Source organism: Alcaligenes sp. LTN-3, assembly GCF_059735605.1.
The window spans coordinates 664,593-687,488 of the sequence record NZ_JCAPDN010000003.1; the positions used below are offsets into that span (position 1 = coordinate 664,593).

The window sequence follows — 22,896 nt, forward strand, 5'->3', positions numbered from 1 at the left end:
ATCTTAGCTTAAGACTGCTGCCAAAGAAGCGGATTGCCGCTGGCGCGGGAATAGCCTTCTTCGCCCATCAAAACGTCCAGAGCCAGACTGGCCAGGTCGTCCGCCACCGGGTCTATGCCCAACTGCTTTTCCTGGTAGAAGATTTTGCGGTAGGTATGGCAGTTGTCGCAGGACTCGGCCTTGATGCCTTCCGGGCCATCTTCAATGGCGTGGTAAGCCACGCTTTTCGTGCTTTCGCAGTGCGAGCAGGTCACACGTACCAGATGCCATTCCACGCTGCAGCGTGGGCAGCACATATAGCGGCAACCATCTTCACGACCACCCACACGTACCACGCTGGATACGGGCAGGCTGCCGCAGGACGGACATACGCCAAAGGGGCTGGTCACCGACAGTTGGCCTTCGGTCAGCGAGCAGGCCAGATGCGTCCAGTAGACCTGCAAGGCGGCCATGACAAAAGGTGCGGCGGCACCGTCTTGTTCAGTCAATTGCTCGGCCAGAATCGCGTCAGCCAGATCTTCCAGCTTTTGCGGGTCGGACTGGGCCTTTTCAAGCAGACCCTGGCAAACTTCTTGGGCAGCAGCAGGCACATCCGAGGTCTGGATCATGTGATTGAGCAGGCTGCTCAGAATACTGAGCCACTGCGGATCGCGCTTCCAGCCCGAGGCCAGCAAGGGCGGCATGCCGTGGCGTTGTGCCGTTTCCAGCACATCAGCAGGCAGTTCGGCAGGGGCAAGCGCAGTGAGCTGCTTGTGCTGCCCGTCCACCAGATGCGCCAGCAAGAGCAGGTAGGCACCGACGGGATTGTCAGCAGACAATTGACGCAGACGCGCTGCCCGGTCTGCAAAGACGCTGGCTCGCACAGGCAGGCGCAGTCGGGGGATGGAAGTGTGGTCCAGACTTTCGATTTCGCCGCGCGGAAGGATGCGTTGCAAGACAGACTCCTGAAAACAAGGCTGCCATGCCCGAAATGGTGCATGGCAGCCGGGTTGCTGATAAAACAGAGCCCCGCTTATTCGGCAGGACGGCTGGGACCTTTTTCCATTTCTTCACGGAACCAGGCGCGGTGGTGTTTCCAGGCCCAGGCACGGGTGACCGTGCCACGGGTCATGGCTTTGACCGAACCCTTTACCCAGATACCGGCGTAGATGTGCACGATAATCGCGCAAATCATCAGCAGGGCGCAGACCGCATGCAGCACGGAGGCCAGGCGGATAGCCCAGATGGGGAAGAAGGCGGAAAAGTATTCGCGCCACATCACCACACCGGTTGCCAGCAGGCCGATCATGAAGATCACCAGGGCAAAAAACAGGATCTTTTGCCCGGCGTTGTAACGGCCTACTTCGGGGATGCGCTCGTCCTTGGCGTTCAGTACGTCCTTGAAGTGACGCAGCCAGGCCGCGTCACCCTTGGAGAACATATTGTGCCGTACCATGCGCGCTGCAAACAGGAAAAAGCACACAAACATCGCCACGCCAATAAACGGGTGAAGAATGCGTGTCCACGGGCCGCCACCAAACAGATTGGTCAGCCAGTACATTGACGGATGAAACAGCGCCAGCCCGGACAAGGCCAGCAGCACAAAGCTCATGGCAATGATCCAGTGATTAATGCGCTGACTGGTGGTGTAGCGCTGAATCATGCCCTTGCGGTTGTGATCAGTCATGGTGAGCCTCCTGGATCTTGCGGGCGTCCTCATCGGCGCGGCGCTCGTCTTCCTCGTCAGTCTCGTTAGGACCGGTTCGGATGTAGTGGAAGAAACCAATCAGGGCGGTCAGTGCCATAGCCGCAACCCCCAGCGGTTTGGCTACCCCCTTCCAGAGCGAGACCATCGGGCTGATTTGCGGGTCCTTGGGCAGATCGCTGTACAGCTCGGGCTTGTCGGCGTGGTGCAGCACATACATGACGTGGGTGCCACCCACTCCAGCCGGGTCGTACAGACCGGCGTTTTCAAAGCCACGCGATTTCAGGTCTTCAATACGTTCCGCAGCGTGGTGCTGCATGTCTTCTTTCGTACCGAACACAATCGCGCCGGTCGGACAGGTCTTGGCACAGGCCGGTTCCTGTCCGACCGCGACACGGTCTGAACACAAGGTGCACTTGTAGGCTTTCTTGTCCTTTTCCGAAATGCGGGGCACATCGAAAGGACAACCGGTCACGCAGTAGCCGCAGCCAATGCAGTTTTCCTCGTGGAAATCCACAATGCCGTTGGTGTACTGCACGATGGCGCCCGGCGAGGGACAGGCCTTCAGACAGCCCGGATCCTCGCAGTGCATACAGCCGTCTTTGCGAATCAGCCATTCCAGATCGCCAGCGGGGTTTTCATACTCCGCAAAGCGCATGATGGTCCAGGACTTGTCGGTCAGGTCGGCCGGGTTGTCATACACCCCGACGTTGTGGCCGATTTCGTCGCGCGTATCGTTCCATTCCATGCAGGCGACCTGACAGGCCTTACAGCCAATGCACTTACTGGTGTCGATCAGCTTGGCCACCTCCCCGCCCACGGGCTCGCGCACGCTGGGCGATGGGGTGGTGGTTGCGGAGCGCCGTTTGATATCGAGTGATTGCAAGGCCATGGCTTACTCCTTAACCTTTTCAAGTTGAACCAGAAAGGCCTTGGTTTCCGGCGTTTGCGAGTTGCCGTCCCCGACGGGCGGTGTCAGCGCATTGATCAGGAAACCGGGTCGGGCCAGACCCACAAAACCCCAGTGCAGCGGGATCCCCACTTGGTGGACAACTTTGCCATCCACGTTCAGGGCCTTGATGCGCTTGGTCACCACCGCCACGGCTTTGATATAGCCCCGGTTGGAGGACACCTTGACGCGGTCACCGTGCACGATGCCCACTTCCTTGGCCAGTTCCTCGCCAATTTCCACAAACTGTTCAGGCTGCACGATGGCGTTCAGCTCCACGTGTTTGGTCCAGTAGTGGAAGTGCTCGGTCAGGCGGTAGGTTGTGCCCACATAAGGGAACTTGTCTACCGTACCCATGGCGGCCAGGTCGTCCTTGAAGATACGTGCGGCCGGGTTGGTAATGGCACGGGGCTCGTCAGGACTGAGCGGGTTGTAGCTGAGCGGGCTTTCAAAGGGCTCGTAGTGCTCGGGGAAGGGGCCTTCTGCCATGCCTTTTCGGGCAAAGAAGCGGGCTACCCCTTCGGGGTTCATGATGAACGGTCCCATGCCATCGGCCGGGTTTTCATCGGCCTTGTAGTCAGGGACATCTGCACCCCCCCAGCGCTTGCCGTCCCAGTGAACCAGGTTGCGGCGTGGGTCAAAGGGTTTGCCGTTCAGGTCACAGGAGGCACGGTTGTAGAGCACGCGACGGTTCGCTGGCCAGGCCCAGGCCCAGTTCAGCGTCTGGCCGATGCCGGTTGGATCGCTATTGTCTCGGCGAGCCATCATATTGCCTTGCTGTGTCCAGGCGCCGGCATAGATCCAGCAACCACTGAGCGTGGTGCCGTCGTCGCGCAATTGGGCAAAGCCATCGAGCTGTTCGCCTGCTTTACGTATGATCTTGGTCGGATCTTTGGGGTCGACCAGGTCAACCAGTGCTCGTCCCGAGTACTCCTTGGCCAGTTCAGCGGCGGTTGGATCATCCGGGTTGGAGTACGGCCAGGACAGGTTCAGGATCGGGTCAGGGAAGGCGCCGCCTTCTTTCTGATACAGCGAACGAATATGCGTGAACAGCGTACTCATGATCTCAATGTCGCTCTTGGCCTCGCCCGGAGGGTTGGCGGCCTTCCAGTGCCATTGCAACCAGCGGCCCGAGTTCACCAGTGCGCCTTCTTCCTCGGCGAAACAGGTGGTGGGCAGACGGAACACTTCGGTCTGGATGGAAGCGGAATCGACATCATTGTGTTCGCCATAGTTCTTCCAGAACTCTGACGTTTCCGTGACCAGCGGGTCCATGATGACCATGTACTTGAGCTTGGAGAAACCACGCAGCAGCTTGGCCTTGTACGGTGCTGCCGCCAGGGGGTTAAAGCCCTGACAGATGTAGCCCGTCATCTTGCCTTCGTCCATCAGCTCGAACACTTGCAGCATGTCGTAGAGCTTGTCCAGCTTGGGCAGGTAGTGATAGGCCCAGTTGTTCTCGGCCTGGGCGGCATCACCGAACCAGGCCTTCATCAGGCTGACGTGGAACTTCTTGTAGTTGCGCCAGTAGCTCAGCTGGTTAGGGCGTAGCGGTTGAAGGGCACGTGCGCCAATGTAGCCGTCAAACTCTTGCTCGGCCTGGTTGGGCAAGGTCAGATAGCCGGGCAGCAGGTTGGACATCAAACCCAGGTCAGTCAGACCCTGAATATTGGAGTGTCCGCGCAGCGCGTTCATGCCACCGCCGGCAATACCAATATTGCCCAGCAGCAACTGCACCATAGCGCCGGTACGGATGATCTGCGAGCCAATCGTGTGTTGCGTCCAGCCCAGTGCATACAAAATGGTGCCCGCGCGACCCGGTTCAGCGGTCGAGGCCAGCATTTCACAGACTTTCAGGAATTTGTCCTTGGGCGTGCCACAGACGCGTTCCACCATCTCGGGCGTGTAGCGCTCGTAGTGCTTGCGCAGCAGTTGGTACACCGAGCGTGGGTGTTGCAAGGTCGGGTCGGTTTTGACATAGCCGTCCTCGCCCAGCTCGTAGTCCCAGGAGGATCGGTCGTAGCTGCGTTTTTCTTCGTTGTAGCCCGAATACAGCCCCTGCTCGAAGTCAAAGTCTTCGCGCACGATAAAGGGCATATCGGTGTAGTTGCGCACGTATTCGTGCTGGATCTTGTCGTTATCCAGCAGGTATTTGATGACGCCACCCAGAAAGGTGATGTCACTACCGGTACGTATCGGTGCGTAATAGTCCGCCACGGATGCCGAACGCGTAAAGCGTGGATCCACAACGATCAGTTTTGCATTGTTGTGTGCTTTGGCCTCGGTCACCCATTTGAACCCACAGGGGTGCGCCTCGGCTGCGTTGCCGCCCATAATCAGCACAATATCCGCGTTTTTGATGTCGACCCAATGGTTCGTCATCGCTCCACGGCCAAACGTCGGGGCAAGACCTGCCACCGTCGGGCCGTGTCAGACACGTGCTTGGTTATCGAACGCCAGTACACCCATGCTGCGGATGACTTTATGGGTGATATAGCCCACTTCGTTACTGCTTGCCGACGCCGCTAGCATGCCCGTAGTCAGCCAACGGTTGACGACGGTGCCGTCTTCAGCCGTGGTCTGGAAGTTGGCGTCGCGGTCTTCTTTCATCAGCTTGGCAATACGCGTGAAAGCGTCTTCCCAGGAGATGCGTTCCCATTTGCCCGAGCCAGCGGCGCGGTATTCGGGGTATTTGAGTCGGTTAGGGCTCTTGATGAAATCCACCAAGCCTGCGCCCTTGGGACAGAGTGTGCCGCGGTTGACCGGGTGATCCGCGTCGCCTTCGATGTGAACCACACTGGGCTCGGCATTCATGGCACCGTCACCACGGGAGTACAGCAGCACCCCACAGGCTACAGAACAGTAAGGACAGGTATTTCGCGTCTCTGTCATGCGGGTCAGTTTGTACTGCCTGACTTCCGCCATGGCGGGGGTGGGCGCAGCGCCCAGCAAAACCATGCTGGAACTGGCCAGCGAGGCCCCCGTCACTTTGAAGAACTGACGCCGATTCATGTTCACCATGCGGCTCTCCAATAGGATTGTGTTTTCGTGTTTGAAATCTGAAGGGGGCGCCTTGTGAGCGGTGCCCCTGGTTTATAGTTGAACAGTATAAGCGTTGAACGTAAGGGTCCGGCCTGATGGGCGTGTCTAATTGACCGAGAATAATCTTGATTCTATTGAGGTTTTCACGCCAGAGCCGCAAGTGTAGTCGGTGATGCGGGTATTCACCTACTATTTGTAAGGGATTTTTTCAATTCAGCGGGCTTGTTTGAAGAACTCGATCTGGAAGCTGCCGGGCAGCTCGAACTCCACGTGATGCAGGACCTGGGGCTCAATCGCCACGCATTGCCCGGCGGTCAGGACCACTTCGGTAAAGGGCTCCTGGTCCAGCGCAAAACGCAGCACGCCGGTTTGGACCCGCAATAGCCCCCAGGTGCCGACTTTGGTGTTGTGAGCGCGGCGTAGGGCCTCGGGCAAATTGTCTGGCGTGAAAACGGGGGATTGGCTGTAGCGTTCCAGCCCTTCGGGCAGGGTGTCGGGCAGGCGCGTTTGATTGCTTTGCGCCTGATAGGTTTGCCAAAGTTTAGCGGCAATGCGGTCTGCCATGGCGTCTGCCTTTTCTTGCAGGGCGGGTTTGCCCAGCGTTGCTGTGGTTTGGTGGAAAATTGCCAGCCAGCGCTCAAACAAGGGCCAGGATAAGGCGGGCAGGGCCGCATGGCGCGCAATGGGGGCGCCCTTGAAGCGGCGTGTGCCCAGCAAAATGGCTGACCAGAAATCGCACAGCATATCCAGGTGCTCGTCCCAATTTTTCACCGTGTGTTCAAAAATCGGGCCTAGCTGTGCATCTTGCCGTACCTGGGCGTAGAACTGGGTCACCAATTGGCGGATGTCGGCTTCGGTGTAATCGGCCTGCGGCAGCGCGTGTGTCATGGATATCAAGCAAAGGGGCTAAAAGCCGGCATTCTCGGTCTGCTTGAAAGGTCCTCCAATGACAAAAGTCATGACGGTATGGCGGCGGCGCGAATTTGCTTCTGGTTTGAGGCAGCGATGAACACTTGCTCCGTTTTTAAGGCAGCGACTAAAAAAGAGGGGGCCTGTGGCCCTGCGTCAGGGGCTGATGGATTCAGTTGGACGATGTTGCGTTGATAGGCCTGAGGCTACTTAAAAGGAGCGTTGTGCAGGGCTGGCTAAACGTCGTAGATGCGCCTGGTCGCGTACTTGCCAGTCGCTGCGTTTGCCACTGACATAGCCGCGCGCCTGCCAGTCGGTAAACAAACGGCTCAAGGTTTCTGCCCGTATGCCCAAATGGGAGGCCAGTTGCCGCTGGTTCAAGGGAAGCTGGATATTTTCCCCTTGGCGGGCTTGCAGATTCAGCAAGTAGTTGGCTAGGCGCTCGGCCGCTGAGCTGGCGGAAATCCAGTCCACTTTATTGACCTGTGCATATAAGGCACTGCTCAGGCCGGCCATCATGTTCATGGCCAGGTCGGGCCAGCGACGGCAGGCTTCTTGCAAACTGCTGCGTGAGAGCTTGTAAACATGCACGGGCCCCCTTGCTCGTGCGCACATGGGGTAGCGGCCGTGGGGCATGAACATGGCCGCTTCCGCCACCAGTTGACCGGGATCGAACACGTGAAAAACACGTTCGTCGCCATTTTGGCTATAGCGCAGGATTTCTACCTGGCCGCTATCGACCAGCAAGCAATAGCGGGCCTCGTCTCCTTCATCGAACAGGATCTGTCCCGGATAGGCGTGTTGAGCTAAGGCGTCACGGCACAAATGCTCGATGGCCTCGATGGGCAAACCTTGAAGGAGGCGGTGGCGGGCCAGTAATTCAAACAAAGCGGGGCACAGGCCGGGCATGTTGACTTTTGTCATTTGGGCGCTGAGATGAAGATGGGAGAATTTCCATTTGATAATAGTTCTCATTATACGAATCTTCATGCCATATAGCTATCAAGGGTTTTGCCGCTGGGCTGCTCCTCAGGCAAAAAATGCCCGTTCAGACAGAGGGCAGCAGGCGATAGCCTGCCACGCGCGTGGGCTCACTTTAAACCAGGCTGTTCCCAGGGCAATCGATGCTGGCGTATCGGGTAAGCATGCTGCTATGCCCCGTCTGGATGAACCTGATTTAAAAACCGGGGCACAGCTTCACGTTTTTGATGCAGTTAAGGAGCGGGTTTTGGCGCGGTTTAGCGCTACGGTGCTGGGTATTTCCAAAAGAGATGGCCGTGGCATAGTCATCCGCCGCATCTCGGGGCGTGTTTGGGCTGGTTTGCTCTTGGCCTTGTGTGTCGCAGGTGCCCAGGCCGCGCCCCGCTACGAGTCCCTGACTCTGGCTGGCCCCGCTGCGGTGGTGTCCTATCCCTTGATGCATATGGCGCAAACCCAGGCCTTGAGCCAATACACGGACAAGCTGGAATTTCGTCTGTGGCAAAACCCGGATCAGTTGCGTGTTTTGCTGGCCAAAAAAGAAGTGGATTACAGCGCCGCACCCAGCAATTTGTCCGCCTTGATGTTCAACAAGGGGCAAGCCGTCAAGCAATTGAATATCTCGGTCTGGGGGATTTTGTGGCTGGTCAGCCGAGATCCGGCGGTCAAGGACTTTAGCGATCTGGCTGGTAAAGAACTGCTGGTGCCATTCCAGCGTGATCTGCCTGCTGTTCTGCTGGATACCTTGCTGGCCAAGCAAGCCGAGCCGGGCAAGGATGCCGTGCGCTTGCGCCGTACCCGCGATGCTCAGGATGCCATTGCTTTGATGCTGACCGGGCAGGGGGATCAGGCCTTGCTGGTGGAGCCTACCGCTTCTTTGCTCTTGTGGCAGGCAGAGCAGAAGAAGGTAGATCTGCATCGCGGCCAAAGCCTGGAGCAAGCCTGGGCGGAGGTTTTCCCTTCGCAACAGGCACTGCCCCAAGCCGGTGTCATGGCTAACGTCACCGTGGCTCAGGACACCGAGCTGAATCAGGCTGTGGAGCGGGCGTATGCCGAGTCGGCCCGTTGGTGCAGTCAGCAACGGCAAGCGTGCGCCCAAATGGTTCATGGCTATTTGCCTCAGTTCCCTGTTCCGGCAATTCAAACTGCGATTGAAAAGACCCGTCTGGATAGTCGTCCAGCCAGTGAAATCCGCCCTCAACTGGAAGCGCTGTATCAATTGCTGGCGGATCAGCACCCCCAAGCCTTGGGGGGTGGTCTGCCTGCTGCCGGGTTTTATGGGCCATGAAGGTTAAGCCTCATTTGACGGCCCGTAGCTCACGCGTCTGGGGTGTTGTGGGTGTGTTGCTGATCTTGCTGTGCTGGCAGATCAGCGCCCTGTTTCTGGGGCCTTTGTTGATGGCCTCGCCTATAGAAACCGCCCGCGCGATTCCGCGTTTGATGATGTCCGGCCACTTTCTGAATGACGCTGGAGCCAGCCTCTTGCGCGTGGCAGTCGGCGTCAGTGTGGGTTGCTCCATCGGTTTTACGCTGGGGATTCTGGCGGCACATAGCCCGCGCCTGCGTGGCCTGCTGGAGCCTTTGCGCTGGCTGCTGATGGCGATCCCGCCTGTGGTGGTCGTTGTGCTGGCCATGCTGTGGTTTGGTCTGGGCTCGGGCATGGTGATTTTCATGACGGTGCTGATGATGGTGCCGGGCATGTACGTCAACACGGTCAAAGGCATGTTGCAGGTGGACCGCGACTTGATCGAGATGAGCCACGTTTATCGCTTTGGCTGGTGGCGTCGTCTGCGTCACCTGTATCTGCCTTCTTTAACGGCTCCCTTGACGGCTGCCTTGTTGATTGCCTGCTGCGGCGGTGTGCGTCTGGTGGTGATGGCCGAAGTGCTGGGCGCAGAAAGTGGTGCAGGCTATGCCTTGGCCAATGCGCGCAGCACCTTTGACAGTGCCGAGCTATATGCCTGGGTGGTGTTGATTCTGGGCTTGGTGGCCGCGATTGAATTTGTTCTGCTGCAACCCTTGCAGCGTCGTTTGGGACAGTGGCGGGAGGACAGCCATGCTTGAGCTACGCCATGTCCAGGTCCTGTTTGGACAAAAGCCGGTTTTGCAGGATTTAAGTTTCACTTTGAAAGCCGGGCAGCGCCTGGGCGTTCTGGGGCCTAGTGGTGAAGGCAAAAGTACCTTGCTGCGTTTGGTGGCAGGGCTGATCAAACCCGATAGCGGCCAGATCTGGAACCCGTTTCGTCACCCCGTGCTGGTGTTTCAGCAGCCTCGTTTACTGCCTTGGCGCAGCGTGCTGGATAACGTGCAGATTCCGCTGAGGGCACAGGGCCTGTCGGCTGCTCAAGCCAAAGAGCGTGCCATGTATTGGTTGGCTCAGGTAGAGCTGGCCAGTGTTGCCCAGTGCTGGCCGGGGGAGTTGTCTGGTGGCATGGCGCAGCGGGTGGCACTGGCCCGCGCCTTTGCCTTGCAGCCGGACCTTCTGCTGCTGGACGAACCTTTCAGTGCCCTGGACCCGGCCTTGCGCCATAGTCTGGCCCAAGTCTGCCTGCGTTGTCTGGAAGAAACTGGAGCGGCACTGCTGTATGTCAGCCATCAACCTCGCGAACTGATGCGGGTGGCCGACTCTTGCCTGCTACTGCAAAAAGGGCAGGGCCAACTGTTTGAGCCTGCCAGCCCTGGCGATGCCGCTGCCCGTGAGCATCTGGCCGATTCTTTGTATGCCCAACTCTTGTCTCAGGAGGCTTTAACGCCATGACTGCCTATCCCGTGATTTTGCTGTTCCATCTGTTTGCCGCCCTGTTTTTTATTGGCACGGTGTTCTTTGAAGTCCTGATGCTGGAAGGCATACGCAAGCACGTGCCACGAGAGGCCATGCGTACATTGGAGATTGCGATTGGTGACCGTGCCCGCCGCATCATGCCCTGGGTTCTGTTGGTTCTGTACAGCGCCGGGATAGGTTTGGCCTGGCATCACCGCGCGGCGCTGGCCCATCCTTTTGATAACACTTTGGGTCTGTTCCTGACCATCAAGATTCTGTTGGCGTTGAGCGTTTTTGCTCACTTTCTGACCGCGATGACCTTGCGACGCACCGGACGCATGAAGTCCATCCATTTCAAGCGCATTCACCTAAGCGTGTTCTGTCACATGGTCGGGATCGTGATCCTGGCCAAGACCATGTTTTATCTGCACTGGTAATTTCACTTTCTATCGAGAATACGATGTCACACGTTCCTGTATTGCGTCGGCTGACGGTCAGCCTGGCGCTGGGAGGGCTGTGGTCGGGCGCCGCCTGGGCCGAGCCGTCTACCTCCACCTTGTCTCCCATTGTCATCAAGGCGCCTGTTGGGCAAAGCGTGCTGCAGGCTGATCTGCGACAAGAGAAAGCCCGTCTGGATGCCGTGCCCGGTGGTACTAATTTGATCCAGCCGCAGGAAGAGCTGCGTCTGGTGACTTTGCGCGATGCTCTGGACTATCAGCCCGGTCTGGTGGTGCAGGATTTTTTTGGTGGCATTGATCAGCCACGGCTCAATATCCGGGGTTCGGGCATTCAAAGTAATCCGGTCAATCGAGGTGTTTTGTTGTTGCAAGATGGCCTGCCTTTGAACGAGGCGGATGGCTCGTTTGTGATTGGTTTTCTGGAACCGCGTAACAGTTCCCTGATCAGTGTGCGCCGAGGTGCAAATGCCTTGTCGGCCAGTGCGACCACCTTGGGTGGTGAGCTGGATTTCCGTTCCATGAGCGGCACGCAAGGCGACACCATCAGCGTGGAAGGCGGCAGCTTTGGGCGTCTGGGTTTGTATGCGGCCAAGGGTTTTCAGACGGACGAATTCGATGGGCGCTTGGCTGTCAGCCATGACAAGGCGGATGGCTATCGCCATCACTCGGACTCCGAGCGTACGAATGTGCAGGGCAATATTGGCTTCAAGCGCGGGCAGTTCGAGAACCGTACCTACCTGTCTTATGTGGATTTGAAGTTTGATATTCCCAATGTGGTCCCGCGTGAACGTCTCTACAGCGATCCGCGCAGTGTGATGGGTGATTACGACACGCCGCAGGACAGGGCGGCGAATGTCTATAAGCGTGACCCGAATCGCAAAGCCACGCAGTTCCGCTTGGCTAACCGCAGCTATTGGGGAACGGAGGAGTTCAACCAGACCGTGGGCCTGTACTGGCAGACCGTGGACGATACTTTTACGAATCCGCAGGTGTCCTCGCCCACCAAAGGGCATACCTATGGGGCGCAATGGCAGGTAGCGGGCCGTGAAGGCAGCCTGGATTATCGCTTTGCGCTGGACTGGGCGCGCAGTGATATGGATCGTGAGCTGTACGCGGTCAATCCCGCCAATGGCAGCCGCGCCTTGTTTTTTGGGGACTATCGCCTGCGTGCTGAAAACCGCAATGCGCTCTTGGGCTTGAGCTGGAATGTGGCACCCCAGTGGACGGTGGTGGGGGATGTGAAGTACAGCCAGGCGATTCGTGACGCGCGCAATCGTTTGGGTGGCGAGACCTTGGATCAGAAATGGTCGTATGCCAGCCCGAAACTGGGTGTGGTGTGGCAGCCGTCCGAGGATTTGCGGGTGTTTGCCAATGTCAGCCGCAGTCATGAGGCGCCTACGTATTGGGAGATCATCAGTGCGCAAGTGCCCCAGCCCATGAATGTGCGTTCGGCAGTGACGGGGCTGACGGAATTGAATGTGCAAAAGGCCACGACTTTTGAGTTGGGCGGAGCCGGGCGTTTGGGTAGTGGCGAGTCGGCGGTGGACTGGTCATTGGCTGTGTATCGCAGCAATGTGAAAGATGAGCTGATGGCTGTCAGTGATGCGACGGGGGCGTCGTCAGTGACGTTCAACTATGGCGATCGCACACGGCACCAGGGGGTGGAAGCGGGTTTGAGCGGTTCCTTGCCTGCGCCGGCTGCGGGGCGTTGGGACTATCGTCTGTCCTACACCTACAGCGATTTCCGCTTCCGTGGGGGCGAGTATGAGGGCAATCGCATTGCCGGGGTGCCCAAGCATTTGCTGGGGGCAGAGCTGATGTATCGCCGTGGTGGCTGGCGCTTTGGGCCGAACCTGCGTTGGCTGGCTTCGGATACGCCGACCAATCATCAGAATGTGCAAGGCACGCATCAAAATGCGTATGCCATTTGGGGCTTCAAGGTCGCTTATCAGCATGACAAGCATTGGAGTGCTTATCTGATGGCGGATAACATTTTTGATAAGACTTACGCGAGCAGTTATGTGATTCGTCGCTCGGCTTCGGAGGCGATGCCCACTTATCTGGCGGGTAATGGCAGGAGTTTCTTTGGTGGGGTGAAATATAACTTCTGATCGTTTTGATGTTTTGGTTTTTGGGGATTGCTTAACGATTAGGTAGGAATTGTCTCAGTGAAGACGCCCCTCTGGCCTGCGCCGGGGCCTGGGGGCTTGAGCATTTGCCGGTGCTGCGCACCGGTCCCCTTGGCCAGAGATCAGGCAGGGCGCACCCAGAACTCACCCGGTACTTGGTCCCCCGGACCAAGTACAAGCGTCGGGTTCAAACAACTGGGTGCTTGTACCCCTGCCTGATCTCCCGCCTGCGGCAAGCGCTCTGAATCGCCCCAAGGCCCCGGCGCAGGCCAGAGGGGCTCTCAGGGAATTCATGCCTTAGGAGGGCTGACTCTGGGCTTTTGATTTGGGCTTTCATTGCGCGATGCTTTGGAGACTTCACGACTTCACGACTTCACGACTTCACGACTTCACGACTTCACGGCTTCACGACTTCACGGCTTTATGGCGCTGTGCTTGGGTGGCCCTAGGCCTTCATGTATCTAGACGTGGTGTCGTGTGGTTTGGTTGTTGTTGTTGTTGTTGTTGTTGTTGTTGTTGTTGTTGTTGTTGTTGATATGCGCCGTGCTGTGTTTTGGACGAGTGCCTCTGAACGTGTTCAGGGGCATTTTTTATGGTTTGTGTGGGCGTATTTTTTTGATCAGGATCAGTCGGGAGGGCGGGCAGGGGGCACTTTCAGAATTATCTGACAGACTGGGCTGGAGCGGGTCGGTAAGTTCATGGTTCACCGTCACCTTACATCCCTAGATTTGTCAGCCATGATGAACACGTATTTATTGACCACTGAAGATACCGATCCTCGCACATTGCCCGAGCAGGCTGTGTTGTATGCCCATCTGTTGACACGCGATGCCATGAAAGACGAGTGTGTGCGCAAGCTGGTGGCCGCACCGCGTTTTGTGCGTTCGGATAAAGGGATTCCGTATGCGGTGCTCAAGGATATGCGCACGCATCGCTGGACTTTGATTCGAGCCTGGCGCGAGTATCTGGAGATCAAGCGCGAACGCCTGGCCGGCCGGCTGGGGATCAGTGTGGCGGAATATAACGTGATCGAGAAAGGTCTTGTTCCGTTGAGCCAGGCTATGTTGGCTCTTCTGGCGCAGGGAATGGGTCTGGACGAGACGCAGTTGCAGGTGTCTACGTATCAGCCCGTGCTGGACCCGTTGGCCTTGAGCTAGAGCCAACGGGATAAAGAAGAAAGCTGTCACAGGAAAGAGCAGGCACAGAGAGCAGGCTGTACTTGGCTCTGAAGCAGGTCTGGCCCCATCACGTCAAAAGCGCGATGGGGCCGGTTTTTTTGAGGGGCGAGATGCAGTGGTTTTATTCGCCCGAGTCTTCGGTTTGCAGTTTCACAACCTGTTTGGCGCGGGTGTCGACATGCAGGGAGAAGATGTCAGGGCGCGAGTAGTGGCCGTAGACGTCAAAGTCCAGATTGGCCTGTTTGAGTAGGTCCATATCCAGCTCGGCGTACAGTTCGGTTTCTTCGTCAAACACCGGGCCGGCCAGCACTTCGCCGGTGGGGCTGACGATCATGCTGCCGCCGTGCATGACGTAGCTGTCTGGCGCAAATTCGCCGGGTAGAGCAAACTCTTTCTGGAAGGATTCGGGGTAGTTGTTCAGGCGGATAGCCTGGCAGGCGGACAGCACAAATACACGGCCTTCAACGGCGATGTGAATCATGGATGAGGCCCAGGTGGGACGGTCGTCTGCCGTGGGAGTGCAGTACAGCTCGGTGCCTTGGGCGTACATGGTCTGACGCAGGGCCGGCATGTAGTTTTCCCAGCAGATCACCTTGCCGATGCGACCCATGGGAGTATCGACGGTACCCAGGGTGGAGCCATCGCCAAAGCCCCAGACCAGACGCTCCTGGCCTGTCGGCATCAGTTTGCGGTGGATACCCACCACGCCTTGGCCGGGAGCCAGTGTCAGCGCGGTGCAGTACAGGGTACGGCCCATTTTTTCGATCACACCCATCACGGTGTACACACCGGTTTGAGTGACGGCATCGGCCAGTGCTTCCAGCTCAGGGCCGCCCAGGGTGACGGCGCCTTCTACATACATCTGGTAGAGGGCCCGGCCCTCGGGACGACGGTTGCCGATGACGCTGCCAAAGCTGATGCCTTTGGGGTATCCCCCCAGAAAGGCTTCAGGAAAGACAGCCAGGGTGGCGCCGTTGGCAGCCACGCGCTGCAAGATGGCAGCGGCTTTTTCGACACTGCTGACAGAGTCAAACGGGATGGACGCCGCTTGTATAACAGCAACTTTGCTCATAACTAGCTCTCCTTTAAAAGTCAGCCTGCGGACAAGTCCACGTTTTTGGTTTCGGGCAGGCGGGTATACAGGATCAGGAAGCACACCAGGGATACGGCAGCCAGGTACCAGGCCGGTACGTTCGGGTTACCGGTGTACTGGATCAGGGCAGCGGCAATGAAGGGGCCTGGGCCGGCCAGCAGTGCCGACGAGACGTTGTGACCCAGGGCAGCGCCGGTGGAGCGGATCGAGGCCGGAAATACCTCTACCAGAAGCACCACGTTCATGACGGCGGAAATGGCGACTAGAAAAGCCAGGATAGTCAGGCTCAACAGGATCAGAGCCGGTTTGCCGGTATTCATCATGAGAAAAATCGGGTAGGCCATGATGGTCAGGCCAGCGGCGGCGAACAAGGCCAGTTTGCGACGACCGTAGTGGTCCGAGAAACGGCCAACCAGCGGGTGCAAAATGCAATACACCACCAACGCGGCGCTACATAGCCACAGAGCGTTTGTCTTGCCCATGCCCAGAACGGAAACCAGGTGGTTATTGGCGTAGGTGATGAAGTAGTACAGCGACACCAGAAACAGCGCGGAGAAAGCAAAGGACAGTACAAAGGCGTTGAACTTGTCCTTGGGCGAGACGCGCTCCAGGGTGTTGTTGGCTTTCTTTTCCTGCAGCTCGTGGTAGATGGGGGTGTCGTTCAGTTTGCGACGAATAAACACCGCAATGAAGGTCATCACAATGGACAACACGAAAGGTACACGCCAGCCCCAGTTGTAGACCTGTTCTTGGCTCAGGTTGGCGTTGATGGCGGCGGCCGTGGCAGTCCCCACCAGAAAGGCGATACCGGCCGTGAAGGTCACCACGCTGGCGGCGCTGGCGCGACGATTGGAGGGGGCGCTTTCCACCAGGAAAATACCGGCGGCCGACCACTCACCGCCCACCATCATCCCTTGTAGAAAGCGCAGAATGATCAACAGGATGGGAGCGGCAATGCCGATGGTGGCATAGCCGGGCAGCAGACCAATCAAGGTGGTAAAGACGCCCATGCCAAAAACGGTAATCATCAGCACGGTCTTGCGGCCAAAACGGTCGCCAATGGGCCCCAGAATCAGGGCGCCAAAGGGACGCGAGACAAAGCCCACCGCGAACACGGCCAAGGACGATAAGAGGGAAACGCCCGTGGCGTCAGAGGGAAAGTAAATGCTGCCGATAACGGCTGCAAAGTAGCCGTAAATTGCGAAATCAAACCATTCCATAAAGTTGCCGATACCCACGGCAAGCACTTGTTTTCGACTTAGGGCCGGCTGGCCTGGGGGGGCCGAATTGGCATGTGAAGGGGCGATGGTAGCAGTGCCCATAGAGGTCTCCTCGAGCGGGGCAGATAAATACCTGACCCTTATTGTGGTTGTGGGTGATTTTTAGTCTAATCAAGCCAAATAATTATTCAAACTAATTAGAAAAATGGCTTCAATTAATATTGCTAATATCAGGCGCGTGGATTTGAACCTGCTGCTGGTGTTTCAGTGCTTGATGAACGAGCGCAGCGTCACCAAAGCCGCCAATGCCTTGTTTCTGACCCAGGGTGCGGTCAGTGCGTCCTTGCGCAAGTTGCGGGTGGTCTTTAACGACGAGTTGTTCACGCGTGGCTCGCACGGAATGACGCCTACGCATCGTGCCTTGGAGATTGCCCCGCAGATATCCGAAGCCTTGAAAAGCATTTCGGCGCTGGTCACCTCCGATCAAGAGTTTGATCCACGACGCTCCAGTCGGGTTTTTCGTATTGCCTTGTCTGACGATCTGGAAAATATGCTGGCCAAACGCATGATTCGCATGGCTGACGAGCAGGGCTGGACGATCGGCTTTTCTTTCTATCAAACCAACAGCTATTTATGGCCGCAAAGCATGCAAGAGCATGGGGCGGATCTGGCGATCTGTTCCAGCCCCAAATTCCTGAGCACCATGCACAAGTCTCAAGTGCTGTTTCCTGCCTCATATATCTGCATATACGATAAGGAGTCCATCCAGTTTTCGACGCCTATTAGCAAGCAGGAGTATCTGCATGCCCATCATGGACGTGTGTCTTTTGATGGCTTGCGGGGTTTTGTGGATGAGCTATTTGATGCCGAGCGTCTGCAGCGTAAGGTCAAGGCCTCGTTCACTCATTTTTCCGGCGCGATCAACGCGATTATTGGCAGCCCTTTGGTGCTGACCATGCCTGATTACGCCGCCCGCTCTTTTGCCGAGTGCAATAGCCGCCTGGCTGTCTCTCCCGTCCCGTTGCGTGTCCCGTCGTTTGTGGTGTCCATGATTTGGGATATCAACAAAGAGCACGATGAGCAAAGTCGCTGGTTACGTCGTTTTGTACTGGAGCTGACCGAACCCATTAGCGCGTAAAGCGCGGTCAATAAGGTCCAGCGGCGTACTATTGCTTCTGTTCTGTTTTCTTTTTTACTATCCGCCATGCGAATTTTATTGATTGAAGACGAGCCTGACTTGGCCCTGTGGCTGACCCGCAGCTTGCAAAAGAAAGGGTTTTCGGTTGAGTGGTCCAACGACGGGATGGTGGCCTATCACCGTCTGCAGGTCGAGGAATTTGATGCGCTGGTTCTGGACTTGGGTTTGCCGGGCATGGATGGGCGCGCCTTGCTGGCCCGCTTGCGCTCGGAGGATAACCGCACTCCTGTGTTGATTCTCACGGCGCGTGATTCTTTGCAGGAGCGGGTAGAAGCGCTGGAGTGTGGTGCCGACGATTTTCTGCCCAAGCCGTTTCGTATTGAAGAGCTGGTGGCCCGCGTCAACGCCTTGATTCGTCGTAGCCGTGGCAAGGACAAGCCCCGTATGGCGTGTGCCAGCCTGGTCTATGACTTGTCCACACAGCGTTTTACGCTGGACGGTGCGCTCTTGTCCGTGTCACCGCGTGAGGCCGAGGTATTGCGCATTCTGGTGCAGCGTAGTGGTGAGCCCGTGAACAAGCAGTTTATTTTGGACCGGCTCAACGAGAAAGATGAAGATGAAATCAATATCGAGGCTATCGAGGTGCTGGTGCATCGTTTGCGCAAAAAGCTGCAGGCCTCGGATGTCCACATCATTACCTTGCGCGGCATAGGCTATTGCCTGGAGCCGGTCAGCGAAGATGAACCGTAAGTTCATGTCTTTGCAGGAGCCTCTATGGCCTTGAGTAGTCTGCGTCGCACTTTGTTGGTCATGCTGATTCCGGCGGCCTTGCTGACTTCGGCAGTGTCCCTGTTCATTTCCAGCATGACACTGAAAGATCAGGTCAATGCGGCGTTTGATCGGGCCTTGGCGGGGGCGTTGAAATCCATGTCGGCCAATTTGATGACGATTAGTGGTGGGCTGGCCATGGAGCAGTCCTACTACATGATGGAGTTCATGGAATACACCATCAGCAGTCAGGTGTATTTCCGGGTGGCCACCGAAGATGGTTTGTCGGAAATAGGGTTTACCGGCATGCCTTTGCCGCCGGGCAGGCTGGTGAGCAATCAGCCTGTTTTTTATGACGCGCACTATTTGGGAGAGCCTTTACGTATTGCGGCGGTGGCGCTGGAGTCGGATGGGCGGCTGCAGACGTATCAGGACAGTCGTGTCTTGATCCAGGCGGGCGAGAATTTGAGCGAGCGTGACGAGTTCATCCGTAAAGTCATTATTCAGAATCTGATTCAGGATGTGGCGGTTCTCAGCCTTTTTACTGTGCTGATTTTGGTGGGGACCTTGCTGGCGTTGCGCCCTTTGCGCAAGCTGAGCGCAGAGGTACGGTATCGCTCTCCCGATAATCTGGAGCCCATCAGCGAGGCCAGCCTACCCCGAGAAGTGCGTCCCTTGGTGCAGACCATTAATTTGCATATGGATCGCTATGCGCGTAAGTCACGCGAGCAGCAGCAATTTCTGGATGATGCTTCTCACCAGTTGAAAACGCCTTTGGCCGTTTTGCTGACTCAGGTGGATTTTGCCCTGACCCTGGCCAAGACAGAAGAAATGAAAGAGGTGCTGGAGGCGATTCAGTCGCGTTTGAATAATACGGCCCAGATGACGCATCAAATGGTGGCCCTGTCGCGGGTGCGCGATGCGGCTGATCAGTTGCGCAGCCGTGCTGCCCTGGGAACAGTGGATCTGTGTCAGCAGGCAGGGTTGGTGGTTGACGAGCTGTGGAGCCTGGCTCGATCGCGTCGTCAGGATCTGGGGCTGGATGTCCCTTCAAAGCCGGTGCGAGTGGCGGGAGAGGCTTGGCTGTTGCAGCAGGCCTTGAGCAATATCGTCAGCAATGCCATCAAGTACTGCCCACGGGGTGCTCGCATTACCGTGTCTGTCAGGCAAGAGGGCGGAATGTGTTATCTGCAAGTGGAGGATGACGGCCCGGGCATGAGTGCAGACGATATGGCCAAGGCGGGCCATCGCTTTCGGCGGGGAGAGGCGGGCAAGGCTTTGCAGGGTTCGGGGCTGGGTTTGGCGATTGTGCAGGCCATCGCTCAAATTCATGGTGCTCGCATGAGCTTGCAGGCTGGGCCACAGCAGCGCGGCTTGATCGTGCGTTTGGAGTTTGAGATGCTCAAGCATTGATCTTTTAATCTAGGGTATACCCTTGAGATTGGCGGTTTTCAGGGTAATTGAAAGCTAGGCGAAAGCTTCGCTCCGGTAAGGTCGCAACCATTACAACGACGACGATCATCCAGGAGGCGATCCAATGACTATTCACACGAAACTACGGGTGCTGCTTGCGAGCAGCATTTTGGGCCTGAGCAGTTTGAGCGGTGTACATGCCCAGCAACCGTCCAAACCTGAGTGTATTGCTCCGGCCCAACCCGGTGGCGGCTTTGATTTGACCTGCCGCGTGGCCGTCAACGGTTTTCTGGAAACCAAGTTGCTGGAAAATGCCATGCGCACCGTTTACATGCCCGGTGGTGTGGGAGCGGTCGCGTATAACCACATCGTGGCTCAGCGCCCAGGCGACGGCAATGCGATTGCTGCCTTCTCCGGCGGCTCCTTGCTTAATCTGGCGCAGGGCAAGTTTGGCAAGTATTCGGTAGAAGATGTGCGCTGGCTGGCATCGATAGGTAGTGATTACGGTGTTGCTATCGTACGTAATGACTCACCCTATCAGGATCTGAAGTCCTTGATGGAGGCCTTCAAGGCTGACCCGAGCAAAATCGTGTTGGGGGCGGGCGGGTCTGTTGGCGGCCAGGATTGGATGAAAGCCGCCTTGACAGCGCGTGCCGCCGATGTGGATTTTCGCAAAATGCGTTTTGTAGCGTTTGAAGGCGGTGGCGAAGCCATCACAGCGTTGCGAGGTGGTCACGTTCAGGCCTATATGGGTGACGCTGCCGAGGCACACACGATGTTGGAAGGGGGGGCTCCCATCCGCGTATTGGCCGTGTTCAATGACAAGCGACTGGACGGTGCCTTGGCTGATGTTCCTACTGCCAAAGAGCAAGGCTTTGATATTGAATGGCCGATTATTCGCGGTTTTTACGTTGGTCCCAAAGTCTCTGACGAGCAGTATCAGTGGTGGGTTCAAGCCTTTGATCGTCTGATGAAAACGCCTGAATTTACCCGCTTGCAAACACAGCAAGGTTTGTTCCCGTTCAACATGACCGGTTCCGAACTGGACGCCTATGTCAAACAACGCGTGGTTCAGTATCGCGAGTTGGCTGATTCTTTCGGCCTGATCAAGAAGTAAATCTGTACGGTGTTCCCCAGTTTTTTGGATCGGGAACACCGCCTTTTGCCCCGCCGTCCATGGCGGGTGAATCCGGAGATTCCATCATGACGCTAAATGATCGCGTGTTAGGCGTGGGTGCGTTGGTGCTTGCCGCCTTGATCACCGCCTTTGGCTACGACCTAGAACCCCCTTTTTCCTATGAGCCCGTCGGGCCCAAAGCCTTCCCCTTGCTGCTGGCGCTGATTATCGCCCTGTGTGGCTTGCGCTTGATGATCAAGGGCGGTGGGCAAGTGGCTGCCAATCCACCGGGTGCCAACGGCCGCATTTTGATGATGGTGGCGTATCTGGCGGCCTATGCCTGGCTCTTTCAATGGTTGGGCTTTATTGTCGCCACCACGATTATGGCGACACTGGTTGGGCGTTTGTTTGGCGGCTCCTGGAAGCAGGCCCTTATTGGCGGGCTGGCGATGGGCGTGGGCTTGTTTCTGTTGTTTGACCTGGGCCTGGATGTGGTTCTGCCGTACGGCATCCTGGGAGAGTGGCTATGAGCTCTATTCTTGACTATTTAAGTGTCGGTTTTGGTGTTGCGTTCTCTGCCCAGAATCTGCTGGTGGCCGCTATTGGTGCTTTTATTGGCACCATTGTGGGCGTTTTGCCGGGGCTGGGGCCTATCAACGGCGTCGCCATGCTGGTGCCTATTGCGTTTGCAATGAAATTGCCGCCCGAGTCTGCCTTGATTCTATTGGCGGCCGTGTACGTGGGTGCTGAATATGGTGGACGTATTACATCCATCTTGATCAATGTGCCGGGCGAAGCAGCCGCGGTCATGACGACATTGGATGGTTATCCGCTGGCACGTAAAGGCATGGCCAGTGTGGCCTTGTCCTTGTCCGCTTTTGCGTCTTTTATCGGTTCCACGATTGCCATTTGCGGGATTGTGCTGCTGGCCCCCATGCTGGCGGGTTGGGCGGTTGCATTCGGTCCTGCCGAGTATTTTGTACTGATGGTCTTTGCCTTTTGCGCCTTGACCAGCTTGTTGGGGGATGAGCCTGTCAAAGGTATCCTGGCAGCCATGGTGGGCCTGTTCATCTCTACGATTGGGGTGGATGCGAACTCGGGGGTGTACCGATACAGTTTTGACATTCCGAACCTGGCAGACGGTATTGATTTTGTCGTTGTTGTGATCGGTTTGTTTGCTGTGGCCGAGATGCTGCAGATGCTGGAGAACCTGCTGGGTGGCGTGTCGATTGAGGTGCCTAAAAGCAAACGCAAGCTCTTTAATTGGCGAGAGTTGCGCATGACGTGGTGGAGCACCATACGCGGGGGCGTGATGGGCTTTTTTATCGGTATCTTGCCCGGTGCCGGGGCCAGTGTGGCTTCAGCAGTAACCTATGCTAACGAGAAAAAATACATCGAAGGCAAGGACCCCAATGCCATGTTTGGGCAGGGCGATTTGCGAGGCCTGGCTGCGCCCGAAGCGGCCAATAACAGTGCGGCAACCGGCTCCTTTATTCCCATGTTGACGCTGGGTGTGCCCGGCTCGGGCACGACAGCGGTCATGATGGGGGCTTTGACGCTTTACAACATCACGCCGGGGCCAGCGCTGTTTGAGTCGCAGCCACAGATTGTCTGGGGCTTGATTGCCTCCTTGATGGTCGCCAACGTCATGCTGTTTCTGATGAACGTGCCTATGGTGCGGGTATTTGCTTCCATGCTGGCGATTCCTCCGCGCTTGTTGGTGCCGGGTATTTTGGCGATTAGCTATATCGGTGTTTATGCCATCAACGGCACGACGTTTGATCTGCTGTTGGTCGTCGGTATCGGTGTCCTGGGCTATTTCCTGCGTAAGATGAATGTGCCTATGGCGCCCATGGTGCTGGGCGTGGTTCTGGGCAATATGATGGAGCAGAATTTGCGTCGTGCGCTCTCTATTACGAATGGCGAAATCGGTATTCTGTTCGAGAGCAACATTTCCATTGGCTTGTGGATCGCTGCTGTTTTAGTTAGCGTAGGTCCGATCGTGTTGCGTCGTATTACGGCCCGCAAGCAAGGACACGACAAAATATAATGAGGTGGC

The 22,896-nt window shown here is 56.9% G+C and carries 21 protein-coding genes; 13 read left to right on the forward strand and 8 right to left on the reverse strand.

The features are described from left to right. Window positions 1–8: 8 nt before the first annotated feature. From fdhE to AC6I6N_RS15940, 6 genes are all read right to left on the reverse strand, one after another. Window positions 9–935, reverse strand: coding sequence for a formate dehydrogenase accessory protein FdhE (gene fdhE / locus AC6I6N_RS15915; RefSeq protein ID WP_108728431.1), 927 nt, complete (start codon window positions 933–935; stop codon window positions 9–11). Window positions 936–1,012: 77 nt separating this feature from the next. Further along, on the reverse strand, window positions 1,013–1,666 hold the full coding sequence (locus AC6I6N_RS15920) for a formate dehydrogenase subunit gamma (protein WP_497943646.1): 654 nt from the start codon (window positions 1,664–1,666) through the stop codon (window positions 1,013–1,015). Further along, window positions 1,659–2,576, reverse strand: a complete 918-nt coding sequence (fdxH, locus tag AC6I6N_RS15925) for a formate dehydrogenase subunit beta (protein ID WP_021447214.1) — start codon at window positions 2,574–2,576, stop codon at window positions 1,659–1,661. Before fdxH ends, AC6I6N_RS15920 begins: the two co-directional genes overlap by 8 nt. 3 nt (window positions 2,577–2,579) lie before the next feature. Continuing rightward, entirely contained in the window at window positions 2,580–5,654 is a 3,075-nt protein-coding gene (fdnG, locus tag AC6I6N_RS15930) for a formate dehydrogenase-N subunit alpha (RefSeq protein WP_497943647.1), read from the reverse strand. A 234-nt stretch (window positions 5,655–5,888) separates the two neighbouring features. Continuing rightward, the gene (locus tag AC6I6N_RS15935) at window positions 5,889–6,563 is read right to left on the reverse strand and encodes a TehB-like domain-containing protein (RefSeq protein ID WP_497943648.1); all 675 of its coding nucleotides are present in this window, start codon (window positions 6,561–6,563) and stop codon (window positions 5,889–5,891) included. A 231-nt stretch (window positions 6,564–6,794) separates the two neighbouring features. Then, window positions 6,795–7,508, reverse strand: coding sequence for a Crp/Fnr family transcriptional regulator (locus AC6I6N_RS15940; protein WP_108728434.1), 714 nt, complete (start codon window positions 7,506–7,508; stop codon window positions 6,795–6,797). A gap of 229 nt (window positions 7,509–7,737) precedes the next feature. Between AC6I6N_RS15940 and AC6I6N_RS15945 the strand changes: the two genes are divergently transcribed. From AC6I6N_RS15945 to AC6I6N_RS15975, 7 genes are all read left to right on the forward strand, one after another. Further along, a complete protein-coding gene (locus AC6I6N_RS15945) occupies window positions 7,738–8,850 on the forward strand; it encodes an ABC transporter substrate-binding protein (RefSeq protein ID WP_497943649.1) in 1,113 nt (370 codons plus the stop codon). Further along, entirely contained in the window at window positions 8,847–9,626 is a 780-nt protein-coding gene (locus tag AC6I6N_RS15950) for an ABC transporter permease (RefSeq protein WP_094197932.1), read from the forward strand. The genes AC6I6N_RS15945 and AC6I6N_RS15950 overlap by 4 nt, the downstream gene beginning before the upstream one ends. Further along, window positions 9,619–10,320 carry an ABC transporter ATP-binding protein gene (locus tag AC6I6N_RS15955; RefSeq protein WP_249460367.1) on the forward strand — a complete coding sequence of 234 codons (702 nt, stop codon included), beginning with the start codon at window positions 9,619–9,621 and terminating at the stop codon, window positions 10,318–10,320. The genes AC6I6N_RS15950 and AC6I6N_RS15955 overlap by 8 nt, the downstream gene beginning before the upstream one ends. Next, the gene (locus tag AC6I6N_RS15960) at window positions 10,317–10,760 is read left to right on the forward strand and encodes a CopD family copper resistance protein (RefSeq protein WP_094197930.1); all 444 of its coding nucleotides are present in this window, start codon (window positions 10,317–10,319) and stop codon (window positions 10,758–10,760) included. The genes AC6I6N_RS15955 and AC6I6N_RS15960 overlap by 4 nt, the downstream gene beginning before the upstream one ends. A gap of 23 nt (window positions 10,761–10,783) precedes the next feature. Beyond that, complete coding sequence (locus AC6I6N_RS15965; protein WP_497943650.1) at window positions 10,784–12,892, forward strand: TonB-dependent receptor family protein; 2,109 nt, start codon at window positions 10,784–10,786, stop codon at window positions 12,890–12,892. Between the two features lie 473 nt (window positions 12,893–13,365). After that, complete coding sequence (locus AC6I6N_RS15970) at window positions 13,366–13,578, forward strand: hypothetical protein (RefSeq protein WP_497943651.1); 213 nt, start codon at window positions 13,366–13,368, stop codon at window positions 13,576–13,578. Window positions 13,579–13,647: 69 nt separating this feature from the next. After that, window positions 13,648–14,067, forward strand: coding sequence for a helix-turn-helix domain-containing protein (locus tag AC6I6N_RS15975; RefSeq protein WP_159063959.1), 420 nt, complete (start codon window positions 13,648–13,650; stop codon window positions 14,065–14,067). 142 nt (window positions 14,068–14,209) lie between these two features. Here AC6I6N_RS15975 and AC6I6N_RS15980 read toward each other — a convergent pair whose 3' ends face one another. Both AC6I6N_RS15980 and AC6I6N_RS15985 read right to left on the reverse strand, forming a co-directional pair. After that, on the reverse strand, window positions 14,210–15,160 hold the full coding sequence (locus AC6I6N_RS15980; protein WP_094197927.1) for a carbon-nitrogen hydrolase family protein: 951 nt from the start codon (window positions 15,158–15,160) through the stop codon (window positions 14,210–14,212). Window positions 15,161–15,180: 20 nt separating this feature from the next. Next, window positions 15,181–16,503, reverse strand: a complete 1,323-nt coding sequence (locus tag AC6I6N_RS15985) for an MFS transporter (protein ID WP_497943652.1) — start codon at window positions 16,501–16,503, stop codon at window positions 15,181–15,183. 103 nt (window positions 16,504–16,606) lie between these two features. Here AC6I6N_RS15985 and AC6I6N_RS15990 point away from each other — a divergent pair, with 103 nt between their 5' ends. The 6 genes from AC6I6N_RS15990 (at window position 16,607) to AC6I6N_RS16015 (ending at window position 22,887) form a co-directional block, all read left to right on the forward strand. Further along, a complete protein-coding gene (locus tag AC6I6N_RS15990; RefSeq protein WP_094197926.1) occupies window positions 16,607–17,539 on the forward strand; it encodes a LysR family transcriptional regulator in 933 nt (310 codons plus the stop codon). A gap of 66 nt (window positions 17,540–17,605) precedes the next feature. Further along, window positions 17,606–18,289: a response regulator gene (locus tag AC6I6N_RS15995; RefSeq protein WP_094197925.1), complete on the forward strand. Its 684-nt coding sequence runs from the start codon at window positions 17,606–17,608 to the stop codon at window positions 18,287–18,289. 24 nt (window positions 18,290–18,313) lie between these two features. Then, window positions 18,314–19,720 carry a sensor histidine kinase gene (locus tag AC6I6N_RS16000; protein WP_497943653.1) on the forward strand — a complete coding sequence of 469 codons (1,407 nt, stop codon included), beginning with the start codon at window positions 18,314–18,316 and terminating at the stop codon, window positions 19,718–19,720. Window positions 19,721–19,844: 124 nt separating this feature from the next. After that, complete coding sequence (locus AC6I6N_RS16005) at window positions 19,845–20,837, forward strand: Bug family tripartite tricarboxylate transporter substrate binding protein (RefSeq protein WP_094197923.1); 993 nt, start codon at window positions 19,845–19,847, stop codon at window positions 20,835–20,837. A gap of 86 nt (window positions 20,838–20,923) precedes the next feature. Continuing rightward, the gene (locus tag AC6I6N_RS16010) at window positions 20,924–21,367 is read left to right on the forward strand and encodes a tripartite tricarboxylate transporter TctB family protein (RefSeq protein ID WP_094197922.1); all 444 of its coding nucleotides are present in this window, start codon (window positions 20,924–20,926) and stop codon (window positions 21,365–21,367) included. Beyond that, window positions 21,364–22,887, forward strand: coding sequence for a tripartite tricarboxylate transporter permease (locus AC6I6N_RS16015; RefSeq protein ID WP_108728442.1), 1,524 nt, complete (start codon window positions 21,364–21,366; stop codon window positions 22,885–22,887). Before AC6I6N_RS16010 ends, AC6I6N_RS16015 begins: the two co-directional genes overlap by 4 nt. Window positions 22,888–22,896 lie beyond the last annotated feature (9 nt).